This window comes from Agrococcus phoenicis (genome assembly GCF_047302415.1).
Classification (GTDB): Bacteria; Actinomycetota; Actinomycetes; order Actinomycetales; family Microbacteriaceae; genus Agrococcus.
The window spans coordinates 464,999-480,130 of sequence record NZ_CP154854.1 but is presented as its reverse complement, the minus strand read 5'-3'; the positions used below and the strand labels follow the sequence as shown (position 1 = coordinate 480,130).

Sequence of the window (15,132 nt, the reverse complement as noted above, 5' to 3'; positions counted from 1 at the left end):
CGCTGCTCAGCTGCCCTGCTCCTCCGCGGGCTCGAGCGAGACGGTGCCGGCGCGGATGCCGCGCAGGACCCGCAGCGTGCGCACGACGCGCGGCAGCGCGATGATGAGCAGACCGCCGAGCATGTTGCACGGGATGACGATCACGAACCAGAGGGCGAGGTCGCCGAGCGCGATCGGCGCTCCCGCCAGCATCGCGCCGAAGATGACGATCGCGTTCAGCGCCCCGTGCAGCATGCCGAACCCGATCACGAGCAGGCCCGAGATCATGCAGGTGATTGCCGTGACGACGTCGTTCGAGGTGCCCTGCTGCATGCGGGTCGAGAGCGTGATGGTGGCGCCGGCGAGCAGGGCGAGCGCGACCATCACCGGCAGCGACGGCTGATCCATGTAGCCGAGCGCCGAGTCGATCATCGTCTGGTGGTAGTCCGGCAGGCCGATGACGACGATCGCCATGAAGCCGAGGCCGCCGAGCAGGTTGGTGACGAGCGTCACGCCCCACAGCCGCAGCACCTGCACCCACGTGCCCTGCCCGGCGATCACCGCGTTGAGCGGCAGCAGGAACTCCTCGGTGAAGAGCTCGGAGTGCGCGAGCTTCAGCGCGAGCAGGCCGACGCCGAACGCCATGCCCGCGAGGATGTCCGAGCCGGTCGCCTGCTTGACGAGGACCATCGCGAGGATCCCGAGGCCGACGTCCACTCCCCCGAAGAACCCGGTGACGATCAGCTCCGGCCACTTGCGGTTCAGCCGCTCCGAGCCCTTCACGACCGTCGTGACCGCCTCGTCGAGCAGCGCGTCCTCGATGTCGAGATCGCTGTCGCCGAGCTTGCGCCGCTGCTCGCCCTCATCCATGGGCACAGCGTACGGAGGCGGTGCTGGGTGTCGGGCAGGGGGTGCGGCGACTGCCACCGGACGGCCAGGCTCGCCTGCGACGATCGACGCATGTCCCCCGACGACCGACCCGGCGATGGACGACGCGCAGGCGCGGATCCGGGCCCCGACGACCTCGAGATCCCGGTCTCCCGCAGCGACGAGATCGTGATCCGCAACCGCTACGAGACCCTCAGCATCCTGAACGACGTGCTGATCGGGATCCTGTTCGTGGTCGGCAGCGTGCTCTTCCTGTCGGAGTCGACCTCGCAGGTCGGCACCTGGTTCTTCGTCGTCGGCAGCGCACAGTTCCTGCTGCGGCCGGTGATCCGCCTCTCGCGCCGCTTCCACCTCAAGCGCTTCGGGCCCGAGCGGGATCGCACCGATCACGCGGGCGACTACTGAACGGGCGACGGCCGTGCGGCGCCCGGGGCCCGCTCGGTGCCAGCGGCAGCGGCAGCGCTACGCTGACGGGATGACGGCCTCTCGGGCCGCGCGGATCGCGCGGAGGCGCACCGAGGTGAGCGAGCAGCTCCTCGCCATCGAGCACGAGCTCACCGAGCTGCGGCGCATGCGCCAGCGGCAGCACGACGACGACGAGCACGATCCCGACGGCGTCTCGCTCTCCTCCGAGTGGTCGCGCCTGGAGGGGCTCAGGCGCACGCAGCTCGACGCGCTCGCAGCCGCCGACGAGGCCGCTGCTCGCCTCGCGGCCGGCACCTCGACGGCATGCAGCGCCTGCGGCGGTCCGATCGCCCCTGAGCGCCTCGACGCGCGACCGGACGCGACCACCTGCATCGCCTGCGCGCGCTGAGGCGCCCTGGCGGCGCTGCTGATCCTGCGTGCGCGACTCCGGCGCCGCGTCGTGGTGGGATGGAGCCATGGTGCACGAGCGCGGATGGGACGTCGCACGATGATGCAGCGCGCGCGAGGCGAGCGGTGAACCGCTTCCGCATCGATGGCGCGGCCATCCACGGCATCGACGACCTCTACGAGCAGCTGGACGCGCTGCTCATGGCGGACGAGGAGTGGCGGCTCGGCCCCAGCCTCGATGCGCTGCACGACGTGCTCCACCGCTTCGACCGCGCGCCTGCCGCGTTCGTGTGGACGGATCACGCGCACAGCCGCGCTGCGCTCGGCGTCGACGCGACCCGTCGGTGGCTGCAGGGGAAGCTCGATCCCACCGGCCGCTTCGACCAGGCCCGCATCCGCGCTGACCTCGACGCGCTCGAGGCGGGCACCGGCGCCACCTACTTCGAGCTCGTGCTCGAGGTCTTCGCGCAGCACCCTGCGATCGCGCTCGAGCTGCGCTGACCGGGCGCCGGTGCGCCACACTCGAGGGGTGGACGATCTGCGCGTACCCCCCGCGCCCGGGGCGCCGCACGGCCTGCGGGTGCCGGCGGCCGAGCTCTTCGAGCAGTTCTCGCGCTCCTCGGGCCCCGGCGGTCAGGGCGTCAACACCGCGGATTCGCGCGTGCAGCTGAGCCTGGACCTCGCCACCACGACAGCCCTGGACGAGGCGCAGCGCTCGCTCGCCCTCGCCCGCCTCGCCGTGCGCCTCACCGGCACGGTGCTGACGATCACCGCCTCCGAGCACCGCTCGCAGCTCGAGAACCGGGCGGCAGCGCGACGGCGGCTCGCCGCGCTCCTGCAGGACGCGCTCGCGCCCAGCAGGCAGCGGCGCGCCACCCGGCCGACCCGCGGCGCCCAGCGCCGGCGGCTCACCGCGAAGCGCGTGCGCGGCGAGACGAAGCGCAACCGGCGGCCTCCTCGCGACGACTGATCGGCCGGTGCGGCGCCCCCGCACCGGCCCCCCGGCCGGTGTCAGCGCTGCAGCCGCTCAGCGAGCCGCGATCCGCGCCGTCGAGCCATCACGCATCGCGCGGCGCGCCGCCCCACCGGGCGACGACGGCCCGCGCCGCCGTGGCCCCGGCGACGAGGGCCCCCTGGATGGAGGCGGTCTCGCGGTGGTCGCCCGTCACGAGCACCCGCGACCCTCGCCACTCCGGACCCCGATCGAGGGGGCCGGGCGGCTGCGCCGGCACGGCGTGCGGGATCACGTGGTGCGCCAGCACCTCCCACCGGCGCGTCGGGGCGGCGTAGATGCGCGCGAGGTCGCGGCGCACGTCGGCCTCGGGGGCCATGCCGTCGGCGCGGCTGAGGAGCGTGGTGGCATGCACGAGGTGCTCACCGGGAGGGGCGTAGCCGGCCGCGACCTGCGAGATCGCGGAGGTGTTGATCACCGGCCCGCGCGGCCCGCCACCGGTCGCGGATGCGTCGAGCACAAGGAAGCGACCGGTGCGCGGCTGCCCCGTCGCCCGGAACCACCAGGTCGTCAGCCCGTGCGTCGGCGGCGGGGTCGCAGCGGTGAGCTCGCCCAGGTGCTCCGGGCCCACGGCGACCACGGCCGCCCGCGCGGTGAGCGCTCCGGCATCGGTGTCGATCATCACGGCGTCACCGCGCTCGCGCAGGCCGCGTGCCGGAGTGCGCAGCCGCACGGGAGCGCGCAGGGTGCCGGCCAGCTGCTCCGGCAGCGCCTGCATGCCGCGAGCGGGGAGCCCGGGCGCTCCGAGGGCGAACGAGCGCAGCAGCAGTCGCACGTAGTTCGCCGAGGCGCCGCCCGAGTCGTCCGCGAGCACCCCGGCGAGGAAGGCGTCGAGCACGTCGCGGCGCAGGCGACCCGTCAGCCCCACCCGGTCGAGCGAGTCGCGCAGCGCCTCGTCGTGCGCGGCGCGCGAGGCGAGGGTCGGCCGCGCGAGCGTCGGCCCCAGCCAGCGCGCGAGGGCGATGAGGTCGGATGCGGGGGTCAGGTCGCTGAGGATCGTCTCGAGCGCGAGGCTCGGGTGCCGCAGCGGGTGCGCGAGCCGCGAGACGCGCGCGCCCCGGCGCACGATCGCTCCGACCGCGAACCGCTGGAGGTCGAGCGCGGCCAGGTCGATCGCGCCGAGGTCGGCCGCGCGGCGCACCGCGGGGTAGGCGGGGTTCAGCACCTGGAAGCCGCGGTCGACGCGGAAGCCGTCGATCGTCTCCGTGCGGATCCTGCCGCCCACCGCATCCGAGGCCTCGAGCACGATGACGGCGTGGCCGGCGCGCTCGAGCAGCCCGGCGGTGCGCAGGCCCGCGAGGCCGGCACCGATGACGACGACGTCGGCATCCATCAGCGCCCCACCAGGCCCAGCTCGTAGGCCAGGATCACGAGCTGCACGCGGTCGCGCGCGCTGAGCTTGCGCAGCAGGCGGCCGACGTGGGTCTTCACGGTCGACTCCGACAGCACGAAGCGCGCCGCGAGCTCGTCGTTGGTGTCGCCCTCGGCGATGGCGATGAGGAACTCGCGCTCGCGCGGGGTGAGCACGTCGAGCACGGCGCCGTCGTGCTCGACGCTCGGCGTCGAGCGGTCGGAGGCGAACCGCTCGAGCATGCGTCGCGTCACCGTCGGCGCGAGCGCCGCGTCTCCCGCGTGCACCGCGCGGATGGCGGCGATCAGCTCCGCCGGCCGCGCATCCTTCAGCAGGAACCCGCTCGCGCCGGCGCGGAGGGCCGCGTAGGCGTACTCGTCGAGGTCGAAGGTGGTGAGCACCAGCACCTTCGGCAGGGGCCCAGCCGCACTGATGCGCTCCGTCGCCGCGATGCCGTCGAGGCCGGGCATGCGCACGTCCATCAGCACGATGTCGACCCCGCCGCGCGCCGCGAGCGCCACGGCCTCCGCGCCGTCCGACGCCTCACCGACCACAGCGATGCCCTCCTCCGCCTCCAGCACCATGCGGAACCCGAGGCGCACGAGCGACTGGTCGTCGGCGATGGCGATGCGGATGGTCATGGCGCTCCAGTCTCGGTGAGGGTGACGGCGACGCGCCACCCGCGTGGCGCTCGCGGGCCCGCGTCGACGCTGCCGGCGAACATCGCGGCGCGCTCGCGCATGCCGACGATGCCCCGCCCTGCGCCCGCGGTGGTCGCCGGAGCGCCCGAGCCGTCGTCGAGCACCTCGAGCCGCACGGCGCCGCCCTCGTGGCGCACGTGCACGTCGACGCGGCGCGCGTCGGAGGCGTGGCGCAGCACGTTGGTGAGCGCCTCCTGCGCGATGCGGTGCACCGTGAGCGCCATGGGCGCGTCCTCGAGCGCAGCGCCGGAGGTCGTGAGGCTCACGGGCATGCCCGCCTCGCGGAACGAGGAGACGAGCGCGTGCAGGTCGCCCGAGGCCGGCTGCGGGGCGAGCGATGGGTCGTCGCCTGGCTCGCGCAGCACCCCCAACAGCCGACGCATCTCGATCAGCGAGGCCCGCCCCGTCTCTGCGACGCTGCGCATCGTGGCGCTCGCGCGCTGCGGATCACGGCCGGCCTGGGCGGCAGAGCCCTCGGCGAGCGTCACCATGACGGTGAGCCCGTGGCTGACGACGTCGTGCATCTCGCGTGCGATGCGGGCGCGCTCGGCGGCGACGGCGAGGCGCGCCTGCTGATCGCGATCGCGGTCGAGGTCGGATGCCCGGGCGATCAGCTGGTCGACGTACGAGCGCCGCGAGCGGGCCGAGATGCCGAGCAGCACCGCGACGGCGTAGGAGGAGATCGCGAGCAGGTTCACCGACACCAGCGGGCCCACCATGCCGGGATCCGCGACACCCATGTCCGCGAGGCCCGGCAGCAGCGCGGGCAGCAGCGCGGTCGCGATCACCGAGCACACGGACGCGATGGCTGCCGCGATCCACGCGTGCAGGGCCCGGGCGTGCGCACCGACCGAGAACAGCGCGATGGCGAGCGCGATGAGGGCGCCCCCCGCGGCGTCGAAGGGCAGCGTGGTGAGGAGCGCGCAGGCGACGCTGACGAGCAGCGGCAGGCGACGGCGCCACAGCAGCGCAGCACCGGCGGCGACGGCGACGGCGATGAGGCCGAGCCCCTCGGGCAGCAGCGCGGGCGACCACGCGCCCGTCGCCGCCCCGAGGGCGAGCACGCACCCGACCGCGATCGGCAGCAGCTGCGGGCAGACGGCGAGCAGCCAGTCGACGAGGCTCGGATGCGCCAGGCCGAACCTCCGGAGCACCCCGGGCGGGCGGGGCATGCGCACGAGGCCCCCCGCGGGATCGCGGGGGGCCTCGTGCGTCGTGCTCACGTGGGCCGAGCCTACGCGTCGCGGCGCAGCATCGCCGCGGCAGCGCCCAGCAGCGCGACCGCCGGCCACGCGACGGTGACGGCGAGGGCGCGCCAGAACTCCTCGCCCGGCTCGGCGCCCGGCAGCGACATCGTCAGGCCCGCGTTCGGCAGCAGGTAGGGCCCGGCCTCCTGCACCGCCTCGAAGGGGATGAGGCCGACGACGGTCGGCAGCACGAGCAGCACGCCGAGGGCGATGGCGATGGCGCCGGCACCGGAGCGCACCAGTGCGCCGACCGCGAGCGAGAAGACCGTCAGCAGCGCGAGGTAGGTCGCGCCGCCGAGGATCGTGAACGGCACCTCGAGGCCGAGGCCCATCGTCTCGAGCTCGAGGCCGAAGGCGAGCGCGACGCCGATCGTCGACGCCATGCCGATGGCGAGCGCGATGCCGCTGGCGACGAACGCGATGACACCGAGCACGAGCGCCTTGCCGCCGAGCACGGGCAGCCGCCGCGGCACGGCGGTGAGGCTCGAGCGGATCTGCCCGCTGCCGTACTCCCCTGTGATGGCGATGACGCCGAGCACGGCGAAGACGAGCTGCGAGACCAGCAGCCCGGAGGCCCCGAGGCTCGCGACGGGCATCTCGCCGAAGAGGCCCTGCTCGATCGCGCCCTCCGGAGCGGTGGCGAGCGCCGCGAGGGTGGCGAGCGTGCCGACCCCTGCGGTGATGACGACGGCGATGGCGATCGCCCAGCCGATCGAGCGCACGCTGGTGAGCTTCACCCACTCGGAGCGCAGCACGCCCGCGAAGGTCACGCGGTGCTGCGTGGGGCGGAAGGTCGCGCGGCGGGACTCCGCCTCTGCCGCGCTGGTGGTGGTGGTCATCGGAGCGCCTCCGTCCGGTACTCGACTGCGTGGTTGGTGAGATCCATGTAGCGCTCCTCGAGCGTCGCCCTCCGCGGCGCGAGCTCCTCGAGCCCGATCCCGTTCGCGACGGCGATCTCGGCGATGCGCGGGGCGGGCACGCCTGCGACGTCGACGGCGTCGGGCGCGACCTGCGTGACGGTGACGTCGGGCCCGGCGAGGAGCTGCGGCAGCCGGTCGACGCCGGCGCCGCGCACGTGCACGTGCTGCGTGCCGCGCTGCGAGAGCATCTCGTCGATCGACTGGTCGGCGAGCACTCGCCCGCGGCCCAGGACGACGACGCGGTCCGCGACCTGCGCCATCTCGCTCATGAGGTGGGAGGAGAGCAGCACGGCGCGCCCCTCGCTCGCGAGCGAGCGCAGCAGCCCTCGCACCCATGCAACTCCCTCGGGGTCGAGCCCGTTGACCGGCTCGTCGAGGATCAGGGTGTGCGGGTCGCCGAGGAGCGCCGCGGCGATGCCGAGCCGCTGCCCCATGCCGAGCGAGAAGCCGCCCACGCGCTTGCGCGCCACGGCCTCGAGGCCCGTCAGCTCGAGCACCTCGTGCACGCGCGCCTTGCCGATGCCGTGGGTGGCGGCCATGCCGAGCAGGTGGCGCTCCGCGGTGCGACCCGGGTGCCACGCCTTGGCGTCCAGCAGCGCCCCGACCTCCGACAGCGGCGACCGCAGCTCGCGGTACGGCACGCCCGAGACGGTGACGGTGCCGTGATCGGGCCGGTCGAGGCCGACGATCATGCGCATCGTGGTGGACTTGCCTGCGCCGTTGGGGCCGAGGAACCCGGTCACGAGGCCCGGGCGGACCTCGAACCCGATGTCGTCGACCGCGACCTTCGCGCCGTAGCGCTTCGTGAGGTGCTCTGCTGTGATCATGCGTCCAGCCTCGCGCGCAGGCGCGGCGAGCGCGTCAGCCTGGAGGTGGAACCCCGCACCCGCGCACTGGTACCTGGGTACGACGGCGGGCCGCCCGTCCGGATCGCGTCACCGACCCGCGATGCGGTTGAGCGTCGCGAGGAGGGCCGTGAACGTGGCACGGCCCTCGGCGGTGAGCCGCACCAGCGTCGTGCCGTAGCGAGTGCGGCGCTCCTTGGTGACGGCCACGAGCCCGCGCTCCTCGAGGTCGCGGACGATCTTGGAGAGATCCGGGGTCGAGAGGCCTGTGGCCCCCTGCAGCCCGGGGTAGTCGGCCTGCTCCACCTGGTGGAGGTGCGCGAGCGTGACGAAGCGCTTCGGGGCGACGAGGTGCGCGTCGAGCTCCTGGAAGGTCATCGGAGCCTCAGCGGCGGATGAGCAGGACGAGGTAGTAGGCGAGCCACGCGAGCGGCGCGAGACCGGCGAACAGGAACGCCTCCGGGAACGGGATGACCTCGCCTCGGGTGATGCCTCGCCAGATCGGGATGATCAGCCACACGGTGAACACGACCGTGACCATCGCGGCAGCCCGCAGCCGTGGCTCGTTGGCGAGGCGCTGGCGCCGCGCCACCCAGTGGTGGGAGACGACCAGCGCACCGAGCCCCGGCAGGGTCGCCCACCATGGGTGGCCCGCGAGCGCGAGCGCGCCGGCGGCGAAGGAGAGCGCGATCGTCGCGAGCGCGCTGAGGTGGTCCATGGCGCGGAGTCGCCGTCGCGGGCGCGGCGGCACTGAGGCGAGGAGGCGCTGGGCCTCGCTCGCCGTCATGGCGTCGGGTGTCGACCTCGGATCGTCGGTTCGCTCGTCCATGTCGCCACCGTATCTACCACTTGCACATTCTGCAACTGGTTGCAGCGAGCTCGCGCACCGGGTGCCGCCCGCCACGATCAGGCGGCGGAGCCAGCCCTCCGCAGCGCCGCGGCGAGGTACGGAGCGGTGCGGCTCGCCGAGCTGGCTGCGACCTGCACGGGCGTCCCCTCCGCGACCACGGTGCCTCCGGCAGCGCCGGATCCCGGCCCGAGGTCGACCACCCAGTCGGCTCCAGCGACGACCCGCATGTCGTGCTCGACCATGATCACCGTGCTGCCGCCGTCGACGAGGTGGTGCAGGTGCGTCATCAGCCGGTCGGCGTCTGCCGGGTGGAGGCCGGAGGTCGGCTCGTCGAGCAGGTAGAGCGTGTCGCCCCGCTGCCCCCGGCGCAGCTCCGCCGCCAGCTTCACGCGCTGCGCCTCGCCGCCGGAGAGCTCGGTCGCCGGCTGGCCGAGCGCGACGTAGCCGAGCCCGACGTCGAGCAGCGCATCGAGGTGGCGGTGCACGTCGTCGTCCTCGAACCAGGCGCGCGCATCCGCGACGCTCATCGCCAGCACATCCGCCACCGTCTTGCCCTGCAGGTCGACCTCGAGCGTCTCGGGGTTGTAGCGGCTGCCGCCGCACGTGCTGCACGGCGCGTGCACGGTCGGGAGGAACAGCAGCTCGACCTCCATCGTGCCCTCGCCCTTGCAGGTCGGGCAGCGCCCGGCGGGCAGGTTGAAGGAGAAGCGGCTCGCCGAGTAGCGACGCCGGCGTGCTTCCGGGGTGGCGGCGAAGAGCGCGCGCACCCGGTCGAACAGGCCGGTGTAGGTGGCGACGTTGGAGCGCGAGGTGCGCCCGATGGGCCGCTGGCTGACCTGCACGATGCGCCGCAGCCGATCCTTCGGACCGCGAGCGGCGCCCGTGGTGGTCGCCGCCGTCGAGGCGGCCAGCGGGTCGTCGTCGGCGCTCGCGCCATCGTCGGAGGCGGCGTCGGCATCCACCTCGCTCGCCAGGCTCGCCTGCAGCAGCTCGGGCAGCGCCTGGGCGACGAGCGTCGACTTGCCGGAGCCCGATACGCCGGTGACCGCGGTGAGCGCGCCGAGCGGGAAGGTCACCGAGAGGTCGCGAACGGTGTGCCGGCTGACGCCGACGAGCTCGAGCCGGCCGCTCGCGTCGCGCGGGACCCGCGCGGTGCGCGCCGTCCGCGGAGCGTCGAACAGGTACTCCCGGGTGACGGAGGCCTCGGCATCCCGCAGCCCCTCCGGCGGGCCGGAGTAGACGACCGTGCCGCCCTGAGCGCCGGCGCCCGGGCCGATGTCGACGATCCAGTCGGCCGCTCGGATGACGTCGAGCGAGTGCTCGACGAAGTAGACGGTGCTGCCCGAATCGCGCAGGCGCGCCAGGATGCGCAGCAGCGGCTCGGTGTCTGCCGGGTGCAGGCCAGCGGAGGGCTCGTCGAGCACGAACACGACGCCGAACAGCTGCGAGAGCACCTGCGTCGCCAGCCGCATGCGCTGCAGCTCGCCGGAGGAGAGCGAGCCGGTGGTGCGGTCGAGCGAGAGCGAGCCGAGCCCCAGGTCGACGATGGGCGCGATGCGGGAGAGCGCCTCGGAGACCAGGCGCTGCGCAGCGAGCAGCTGCTCGGGGGCGAGGCCGCCGTCGGAGGCTCGCTCGTGCGAGGAGGCCCACGCCGGCGTCAGCACCTGCTCGAGCAGCGCCGCGACCTCGTCGAGCGGCATCGCCGAGAGCTCGACGATGTCGCGGCCCTCGAAGGTGACGGCGAGCGCCTCCGGCTTCAGGCGCTTGCCGTCGCAGCTCGGGCACGCGATGGAGACCATGAACGACGCCGCCCGCTCGCGCATCCGCGCGCTCTTCGAGCCCGCGAACGTGCTGAGCACGTAGCGCCGCACGCCGAGGAACGTGCTCATGTAGCGCGGCTCGACGCCCTCGGCGACCGCCCGCCGCACGTCGGCCGGCGAGCGATCGGTGTAGACCGGCACCTGCGGCGACTCGTCCGTGTGCAGCGCCCAGTCGCGCTGCTCCGGGCTCAGGTCGCGCCACGGGATGTCGATGTCGTAGCCGAGCGAGATGAGGCTGTCGCGCAGCTGCTTGCCGTGCCAGGCGGTCGGCCAGGCGGCGAGCGCCCCCTCGCGGATCGTGAGCGAGTCGTCGGGCACCATCAGCCGCTCCGGCACGTCGTGCACGCGGCCGAGGCCGTGGCAGGTGGGGCACGCGCCCTGCACCGTGTTGGTCGAGAAGTCCTCCGCGAGGAGCATCGGTGCACCGCCTGGGTAGGCGCCGACCCGCGAGTAGAGCATCCGCACCACGTTCGCGATCGTCGTCGCGCTGCCGACGGTGGAGCGGGCGGAGCCGCCGGAGCGCTGCTGCGGCAGCGCGACCGCGGGTGGGAGGCCCGTGATGGCGTCGACGTCGGGGCTGCCGACCTGGTGCATCAGGCGGCGGGCGTAGGGCGCGACGGACTCGAAGTAGCGCCGCTGCGACTCGGCGTAGATCGTGCCGAACGCCAACGAGCTCTTGCCGGAGCCGGAGACGCCCGTGAAGGCGACGAGCGCGTCGCGCGGGATGTCGAGGTCGACGCCCTGCAGGTTGTGCTCGCGGGCGCCGCGCACGCGGACGCGGTCGAGGTCGTGCTCCGGCGCCGTCACGCGACGGCTCGGCGGATCGCCTCGAGGCGCTCGATCGCGACATCGATGCGCGCGGCGTCGGTGCCGCGCACGACGATGGTGGTGCCGAAGATCGTCCCGTCGTGGAACGGGTAGGAGCCGATGCTGACCTCCGGCAGCTCGAGCGCGAGCTCGCGCAGCGGCGCTGCGATGCGCCCCTCCCCCACGTCGAACCGCAGCTCGCGCGAGTGCACCGGCAGGCCTGCCTCGAGCGTCGGCAGCAGCGCGTCGAGCATGGCCGCGAAGATCGCCGGCACACCCGCCATCACGTGCACGTTCTCGATCGAGAAGCCCGGTGCTCCGCTGATCGGGTTGACGATCAGCTCGGCGCCGTGCGGGATGCGCGCCATGCGCAGGTGCTCGGGCGTCAGCTGCCTGCCGGGGCCGACGGCCGCCTGCATCGCCGCGCGGGCGTCGTCGCGCACGTCGATGCCGACCCCGAGCGCGGCGGCGACCGCATCCGCCGTGATGTCGTCGTGGGTCGGCCCGATGCCGCCGGAGGTGAGCACGTGCGCGTGCCTCGAGCGCAGCGCGTCGAGGGCCTCGACGATCAGCGCGTGGTCGTCGGGCACCACCCGGATCTCCCGCAGGTCGATGCCGCGCCGCCCGAGCTGGCCGGCGGCATGGTGGGCGTTGGCCTCGCGCGTGCGGCCGGAGAGGATCTCGTCGCCGATCACGAGCATGGCAGCGGTCGGGTTGGTCATGGCTCCAGCCTGCCGCTCCTGCCGGCGCGACGCGAATCCCGGCACTTGCGCGCTGCATCGAGAGCAGCCAATATAGAAACATGTCAATACAGCGCGCTGAGCTCGTCATCGTCGGATCCGGACCAGCTGGATACACCGCAGCCATCTACGCGGCGCGCGCGGGGCTCGCACCCGTCGTGATCGCCGGCTCCGTCACCGCTGGCGGCGCGCTGATGACGACGACGGAGGTCGAGAACTTCCCGGGCTTCGTCGACGGCGTCGACGGCCCGCAGCTGATGGAGTCGCTGCGCGCGCAGGCTGAGCGCTTCGGTGCCCGCATCGTGTTCGACGACGCCACAGAGCTCGAGCTCGAGGGACCGGTCAAGCGCGTCCGCACGGGGGCTGGGGAGGAGTACGGCGCGAGCGCCGTGATCCTGGCGATGGGTTCCGCCTATCGCCGCCTGGGCCTGCACTCCGAAGACCGCCTCAGCGGCCACGGCGTCTCGTGGTGCGCCACGTGCGATGGCTTCTTCTTCCGCGAGCGGGAGATCGCGGTCATCGGGGGCGGCGATTCGGCGATGGAGGAGGCGCTGTTCCTCACCCGATTCGCGTCGAAGGTGACGATCGTGCACCGCCGCGACGCCTTCCGCGCCTCACGCATCATGGCCGAGCGTGCCCTCGCGCACCCGAAGATCGAGGTGTGCTGGAACAGCGAGGTCGTCGATCTCGTCGGGGAGCAGCAGCTCGAGTCGATCCTGCTGCGCGACACCGTGACCGGCGCCGAGCGCTCCCTGCCTGTGAGCGGAGCGTTCATCGCGATCGGCCACGACCCCCGCTCGGAGCTGGTCGCCGGAGAGGTCACGACCGACGCCGAGGGGTACGTGGTCGTCGACCATCCCTCGACGCGCACGAGCATCGCGGGCGTCTTCGCCGCGGGCGACCTCGTCGATCACACCTACAGGCAGGCGATCACCGCCGCAGGCACCGGCTGCGCGGCCGCGCAGGACGCGCAGCACTACCTCACGACGCTCGAGCTCGCAGCAGCTGGCCAGCGCGTCGGGAGCCTCGTCGCATGACCGCCCGGACCAGCGCCGAGCAGGCGCCGATCGCCGCGGCCGCTCCACCCCGCCTCTCGGCGCTGGACCGCTGGCTCCCGCTCTGGATCGCGCTGGCGATGGGCGCCGGACTGCTCCTCGGCAGCGCCATACCCGCAGTGGGGACCCTCCTCGCGCAGCTCGAGATCGGCGGCATCTCCGTGCCGATCGCGCTGGGCCTGCTCGTCATGATGTACCCGGTGCTCGCCAAGGTCCGCTACGACCGCGTCGCCGCGATCACGGGCGACCGACGCCTCCTCATCTCCTCCCTCGTGCTGAACTGGCTCGTCGGACCGGCGCTCATGTTCGCCCTGGCCTGGCTGCTCCTGCCCGACCTCCCCGAGTACCGCACCGGCCTCATCATCGTGGGGCTCGCGCGCTGCATCGCGATGGTCGTCATCTGGAACGACCTCGCCTGCGGCGACCGGGAAGCGGCCGCGGTGCTCGTCGCCATCAACTCCGTCTTCCAGGTCGTCGCCTTCGCGCTGCTGGGCTGGTTCTACCTGACCGTGCTGCCGACATGGCTCGGCCTCGAGACCCACGGACTCGACATCTCCGTGGGAGAGATCGCGATCAACGTGCTCATCTTCCTCGGCATCCCCCTGGCGGCAGGCTTCGCATCGCGCTGGATCGGCGAGCGCACCCGAGGCCGGGACTGGTACGAGCGGACCTACCTCCCCGCTGTCGGCCCCTGGGCGCTCTACGGGCTGCTCTTCACGATCGTGCTGCTCTTCGCGCTCCAAGGCGAGAACGTCGTGCAGCGACCGCTCGACGTCGCCCGGATCGCGCTGCCGCTGCTGGTCTACTTCGCACTGATGTGGTCGATCGGCCTCGTCACCGGCAAGGCGCTCGGGCTCGGCTACGCGCGCTCCACGACCCTCGCGTTCACGGCCGCGGGCAACAACTTCGAGCTCGCGATCGCCGTCGCGATCGGCACCTTCGGTGCCGCCTCGGGTCAGGCGCTGGCCGGCGTGGTCGGACCGCTGATCGAGGTGCCGGTGCTCGTCGGCCTCGTGTACGTGTCGCTGTGGGCCGGCCGCGTCTGGTTCCGCACCGCTCCGGTGCCTCACGACCTCGACGTCGCTTCGCAGCGCGGTCACGAACGGGGTGGAGCATGACCACGGCGCCTGAAGCAGCACGGTGCTCGCCGGTCACGTCGCACGCCATCAGCGAGCATGCCGCCGCAGCGGTCGCGGCCGCGCTCAAGTCGCTGGCAGACCCGCTGCGGCTCCGCATGCTGTCAGCGATCGCCTCCGACCCGCGGGGAGAGTCGTGCGTGTGCGACCTCGCGGAGCTCGCGGACGTCTCGCAACCCACCGTGTCCCACCACCTCAAGGTGCTCAAGGACGCCGGCGTGCTCGTCTCCGAGCGCAGGGGCACGTGGGTCTGGTACTCGATCGACGCGGCCGCGCGCCCCGCGATCACCACCCTCCTCGAGAGCTTCGCTCCAGCAGCGCTCGCCGCACCCCGCGGCGGCGACGCGTACCGCGGTCTCGACGACGTCGACGAAGCCCTCACGCATCTCGCCGCCGCCCTCGCGGGCCGGTTCCCGCAGCTGAGCGCCGACGCGGTGACCGGCGTCGTCCGCGAGTCCTACGCCGGCCTCGCGCGCACCGCGCGGATCACGACGCACCTGGTGCCGCTCACGGAGCGATTCGCGCGTCAGCGCCTCGTCGACCTGACGCGGGACCGCGCGGGAGGCGTGCCGCAGGTGCTGTTCGTGTGCGTCGCCAACGCCGGGCGGTCGCAGCTGGCGGCGGCGCTCGTCAACCAGGCAGCGGGCGGTCGCATCCTCGCACGCTCCGCGGGCTCCTCCCCCGCGTCCGCCGTCCACCCGGCCGTGCGTCCGCTCCTCGAGCAGATCGACGGCGCCGCCGCGTCCGAAGCCTTCCCCAAGCCGCTCACCGACGACGCCGTCAGGGCCGCCGACGTCGTCGTGACCATGGGGTGCGGCGACGTCTGCCCGATCATCCCCGGCGTCCGCTACGAGGACTGGGCCGTCGGCGATCCCGCACTCGCATCATCCGAGGGCGTCGCGGCGATCCGCGACGACATCGCCCAGCGCGTCGAGCGCCTCGTCTCCGAGCTCGCCTGAGCCGCCGGC

General features: G+C 73.5%; 17 protein-coding genes. 7 read left to right on the top strand and 10 right to left on the bottom strand.

Annotated features, from left to right (window positions below):
- Positions 1 to 6: 6 nt before the first annotated feature.
- Positions 7 to 849: a formate/nitrite transporter family protein gene (locus AA0Z99_RS02375; RefSeq protein ID WP_413319103.1), complete on the bottom strand. Its 843-nt coding sequence runs from the start codon at positions 847 to 849 to the stop codon at positions 7 to 9.
- Between the two features lie 90 nt (positions 850 to 939).
- On the opposite strand from AA0Z99_RS02375, the gene AA0Z99_RS02370 reads away from it, so the two are divergent.
- From AA0Z99_RS02370 to arfB, 4 genes are all read left to right on the top strand, one after another.
- Complete coding sequence (locus AA0Z99_RS02370; protein ID WP_413319101.1) at positions 940 to 1,272, top strand: YrhK family protein; 333 nt, start codon at positions 940 to 942, stop codon at positions 1,270 to 1,272.
- Positions 1,273 to 1,387: 115 nt separating this feature from the next.
- Positions 1,388 to 1,681 (top strand): TraR/DksA C4-type zinc finger protein, encoded by a 294-nt coding sequence (locus AA0Z99_RS02365; protein ID WP_413319099.1) that lies wholly within the window; start codon positions 1,388 to 1,390, stop codon positions 1,679 to 1,681.
- A 125-nt stretch (positions 1,682 to 1,806) separates the two neighbouring features.
- Entirely contained in the window at positions 1,807 to 2,181 is a 375-nt protein-coding gene (locus tag AA0Z99_RS02360; RefSeq protein ID WP_413319098.1) for a ribonuclease inhibitor, read from the top strand.
- 28 nt (positions 2,182 to 2,209) lie between these two features.
- Entirely contained in the window at positions 2,210 to 2,650 is a 441-nt protein-coding gene (gene arfB / locus AA0Z99_RS02355) for an alternative ribosome rescue aminoacyl-tRNA hydrolase ArfB (RefSeq protein ID WP_413319096.1), read from the top strand.
- A gap of 88 nt (positions 2,651 to 2,738) precedes the next feature.
- On the opposite strand, the gene AA0Z99_RS02350 is transcribed toward arfB, so the two are convergent.
- From AA0Z99_RS02350 to AA0Z99_RS02310, 9 genes are all read right to left on the bottom strand, one after another.
- A complete protein-coding gene (locus AA0Z99_RS02350; protein WP_413319094.1) occupies positions 2,739 to 4,025 on the bottom strand; it encodes a flavin monoamine oxidase family protein in 1,287 nt (428 codons plus the stop codon).
- Entirely contained in the window at positions 4,025 to 4,684 is a 660-nt protein-coding gene (locus tag AA0Z99_RS02345; protein WP_413319092.1) for a response regulator, read from the bottom strand. The genes AA0Z99_RS02350 and AA0Z99_RS02345 overlap by 1 nt, the downstream gene beginning before the upstream one ends.
- The gene (locus tag AA0Z99_RS02340) at positions 4,681 to 5,967 is read right to left on the bottom strand and encodes a sensor histidine kinase (RefSeq protein ID WP_413319090.1); all 1,287 of its coding nucleotides are present in this window, start codon (positions 5,965 to 5,967) and stop codon (positions 4,681 to 4,683) included. The genes AA0Z99_RS02345 and AA0Z99_RS02340 overlap by 4 nt, the downstream gene beginning before the upstream one ends.
- A gap of 11 nt (positions 5,968 to 5,978) precedes the next feature.
- Positions 5,979 to 6,830, bottom strand: coding sequence for a hypothetical protein (locus AA0Z99_RS02335; protein ID WP_413319088.1), 852 nt, complete (start codon positions 6,828 to 6,830; stop codon positions 5,979 to 5,981).
- Positions 6,827 to 7,738, bottom strand: a complete 912-nt coding sequence (locus AA0Z99_RS02330) for an ABC transporter ATP-binding protein (protein WP_413319086.1) — start codon at positions 7,736 to 7,738, stop codon at positions 6,827 to 6,829. The genes AA0Z99_RS02335 and AA0Z99_RS02330 overlap by 4 nt, the downstream gene beginning before the upstream one ends.
- Positions 7,739 to 7,846: 108 nt before the next feature.
- Positions 7,847 to 8,134, bottom strand: coding sequence for a transcriptional regulator (locus AA0Z99_RS02325; protein WP_413319084.1), 288 nt, complete (start codon positions 8,132 to 8,134; stop codon positions 7,847 to 7,849).
- 7 nt (positions 8,135 to 8,141) lie between these two features.
- On the bottom strand, positions 8,142 to 8,585 hold the full coding sequence (locus AA0Z99_RS02320; protein ID WP_413319083.1) for a hypothetical protein: 444 nt from the start codon (positions 8,583 to 8,585) through the stop codon (positions 8,142 to 8,144).
- Between the two features lie 77 nt (positions 8,586 to 8,662).
- Positions 8,663 to 11,233, bottom strand: coding sequence for an excinuclease ABC subunit A (locus AA0Z99_RS02315; protein ID WP_413319081.1), 2,571 nt, complete (start codon positions 11,231 to 11,233; stop codon positions 8,663 to 8,665).
- Complete coding sequence (locus tag AA0Z99_RS02310) at positions 11,230 to 11,955, bottom strand: competence/damage-inducible protein A (RefSeq protein WP_413319080.1); 726 nt, start codon at positions 11,953 to 11,955, stop codon at positions 11,230 to 11,232. Before AA0Z99_RS02310 ends, AA0Z99_RS02315 begins: the two co-directional genes overlap by 4 nt.
- 80 nt (positions 11,956 to 12,035) lie before the next feature.
- Between AA0Z99_RS02310 and trxB the strand changes: the two genes are divergently transcribed.
- From trxB to AA0Z99_RS02295, 3 genes are read left to right on the top strand one after another with little or no spacing between them, the layout of a single operon-like run.
- The gene (gene trxB, locus AA0Z99_RS02305; protein WP_413319078.1) at positions 12,036 to 13,010 is read left to right on the top strand and encodes a thioredoxin-disulfide reductase; all 975 of its coding nucleotides are present in this window, start codon (positions 12,036 to 12,038) and stop codon (positions 13,008 to 13,010) included.
- Positions 13,007 to 14,146, top strand: a complete 1,140-nt coding sequence (gene arsB / locus AA0Z99_RS02300; RefSeq protein ID WP_413319076.1) for an ACR3 family arsenite efflux transporter — start codon at positions 13,007 to 13,009, stop codon at positions 14,144 to 14,146. The genes trxB and arsB overlap by 4 nt, the downstream gene beginning before the upstream one ends.
- A complete protein-coding gene (locus AA0Z99_RS02295) occupies positions 14,143 to 15,123 on the top strand; it encodes a metalloregulator ArsR/SmtB family transcription factor (protein WP_413319074.1) in 981 nt (326 codons plus the stop codon). The genes arsB and AA0Z99_RS02295 overlap by 4 nt, the downstream gene beginning before the upstream one ends.
- Positions 15,124 to 15,132 lie beyond the last annotated feature (9 nt).

Excerpts from the sequence above, each read along its gene's own strand:
- AA0Z99_RS02375 (WP_413319103.1), bottom strand. The coding sequence starts at position 849 with ATGGATGAGGGCGAGCAGCGGCGCAAGCTCGGCGACAGCGATCTCGAC.
- AA0Z99_RS02370 (WP_413319101.1), top strand. The coding sequence starts at position 940 with ATGTCCCCCGACGACCGACCCGGCGATGGACGACGCGCAGGCGCGGAT.
- AA0Z99_RS02350 (WP_413319094.1), bottom strand. The coding sequence starts at position 4,025 with ATGGATGCCGACGTCGTCGTCATCGGTGCCGGCCTCGCGGGCCTGCGC.
- AA0Z99_RS02345 (WP_413319092.1), bottom strand. The coding sequence starts at position 4,684 with ATGACCATCCGCATCGCCATCGCCGACGACCAGTCGCTCGTGCGCCTC.
- AA0Z99_RS02335 (WP_413319088.1), bottom strand. The coding sequence starts at position 6,830 with ATGACCACCACCACCAGCGCGGCAGAGGCGGAGTCCCGCCGCGCGACC.
- AA0Z99_RS02330 (WP_413319086.1), bottom strand. The coding sequence starts at position 7,738 with ATGATCACAGCAGAGCACCTCACGAAGCGCTACGGCGCGAAGGTCGCG.
- AA0Z99_RS02325 (WP_413319084.1), bottom strand. The coding sequence starts at position 8,134 with ATGACCTTCCAGGAGCTCGACGCGCACCTCGTCGCCCCGAAGCGCTTC.
- AA0Z99_RS02320 (WP_413319083.1), bottom strand. The coding sequence starts at position 8,585 with ATGGACGAGCGAACCGACGATCCGAGGTCGACACCCGACGCCATGACG.
- AA0Z99_RS02310 (WP_413319080.1), bottom strand. The coding sequence starts at position 11,955 with ATGACCAACCCGACCGCTGCCATGCTCGTGATCGGCGACGAGATCCTC.
- trxB (WP_413319078.1), top strand. The coding sequence starts at position 12,036 with ATGTCAATACAGCGCGCTGAGCTCGTCATCGTCGGATCCGGACCAGCT.
- arsB (WP_413319076.1), top strand. The coding sequence starts at position 13,007 with ATGACCGCCCGGACCAGCGCCGAGCAGGCGCCGATCGCCGCGGCCGCT.
- AA0Z99_RS02295 (WP_413319074.1), top strand. The coding sequence starts at position 14,143 with ATGACCACGGCGCCTGAAGCAGCACGGTGCTCGCCGGTCACGTCGCAC.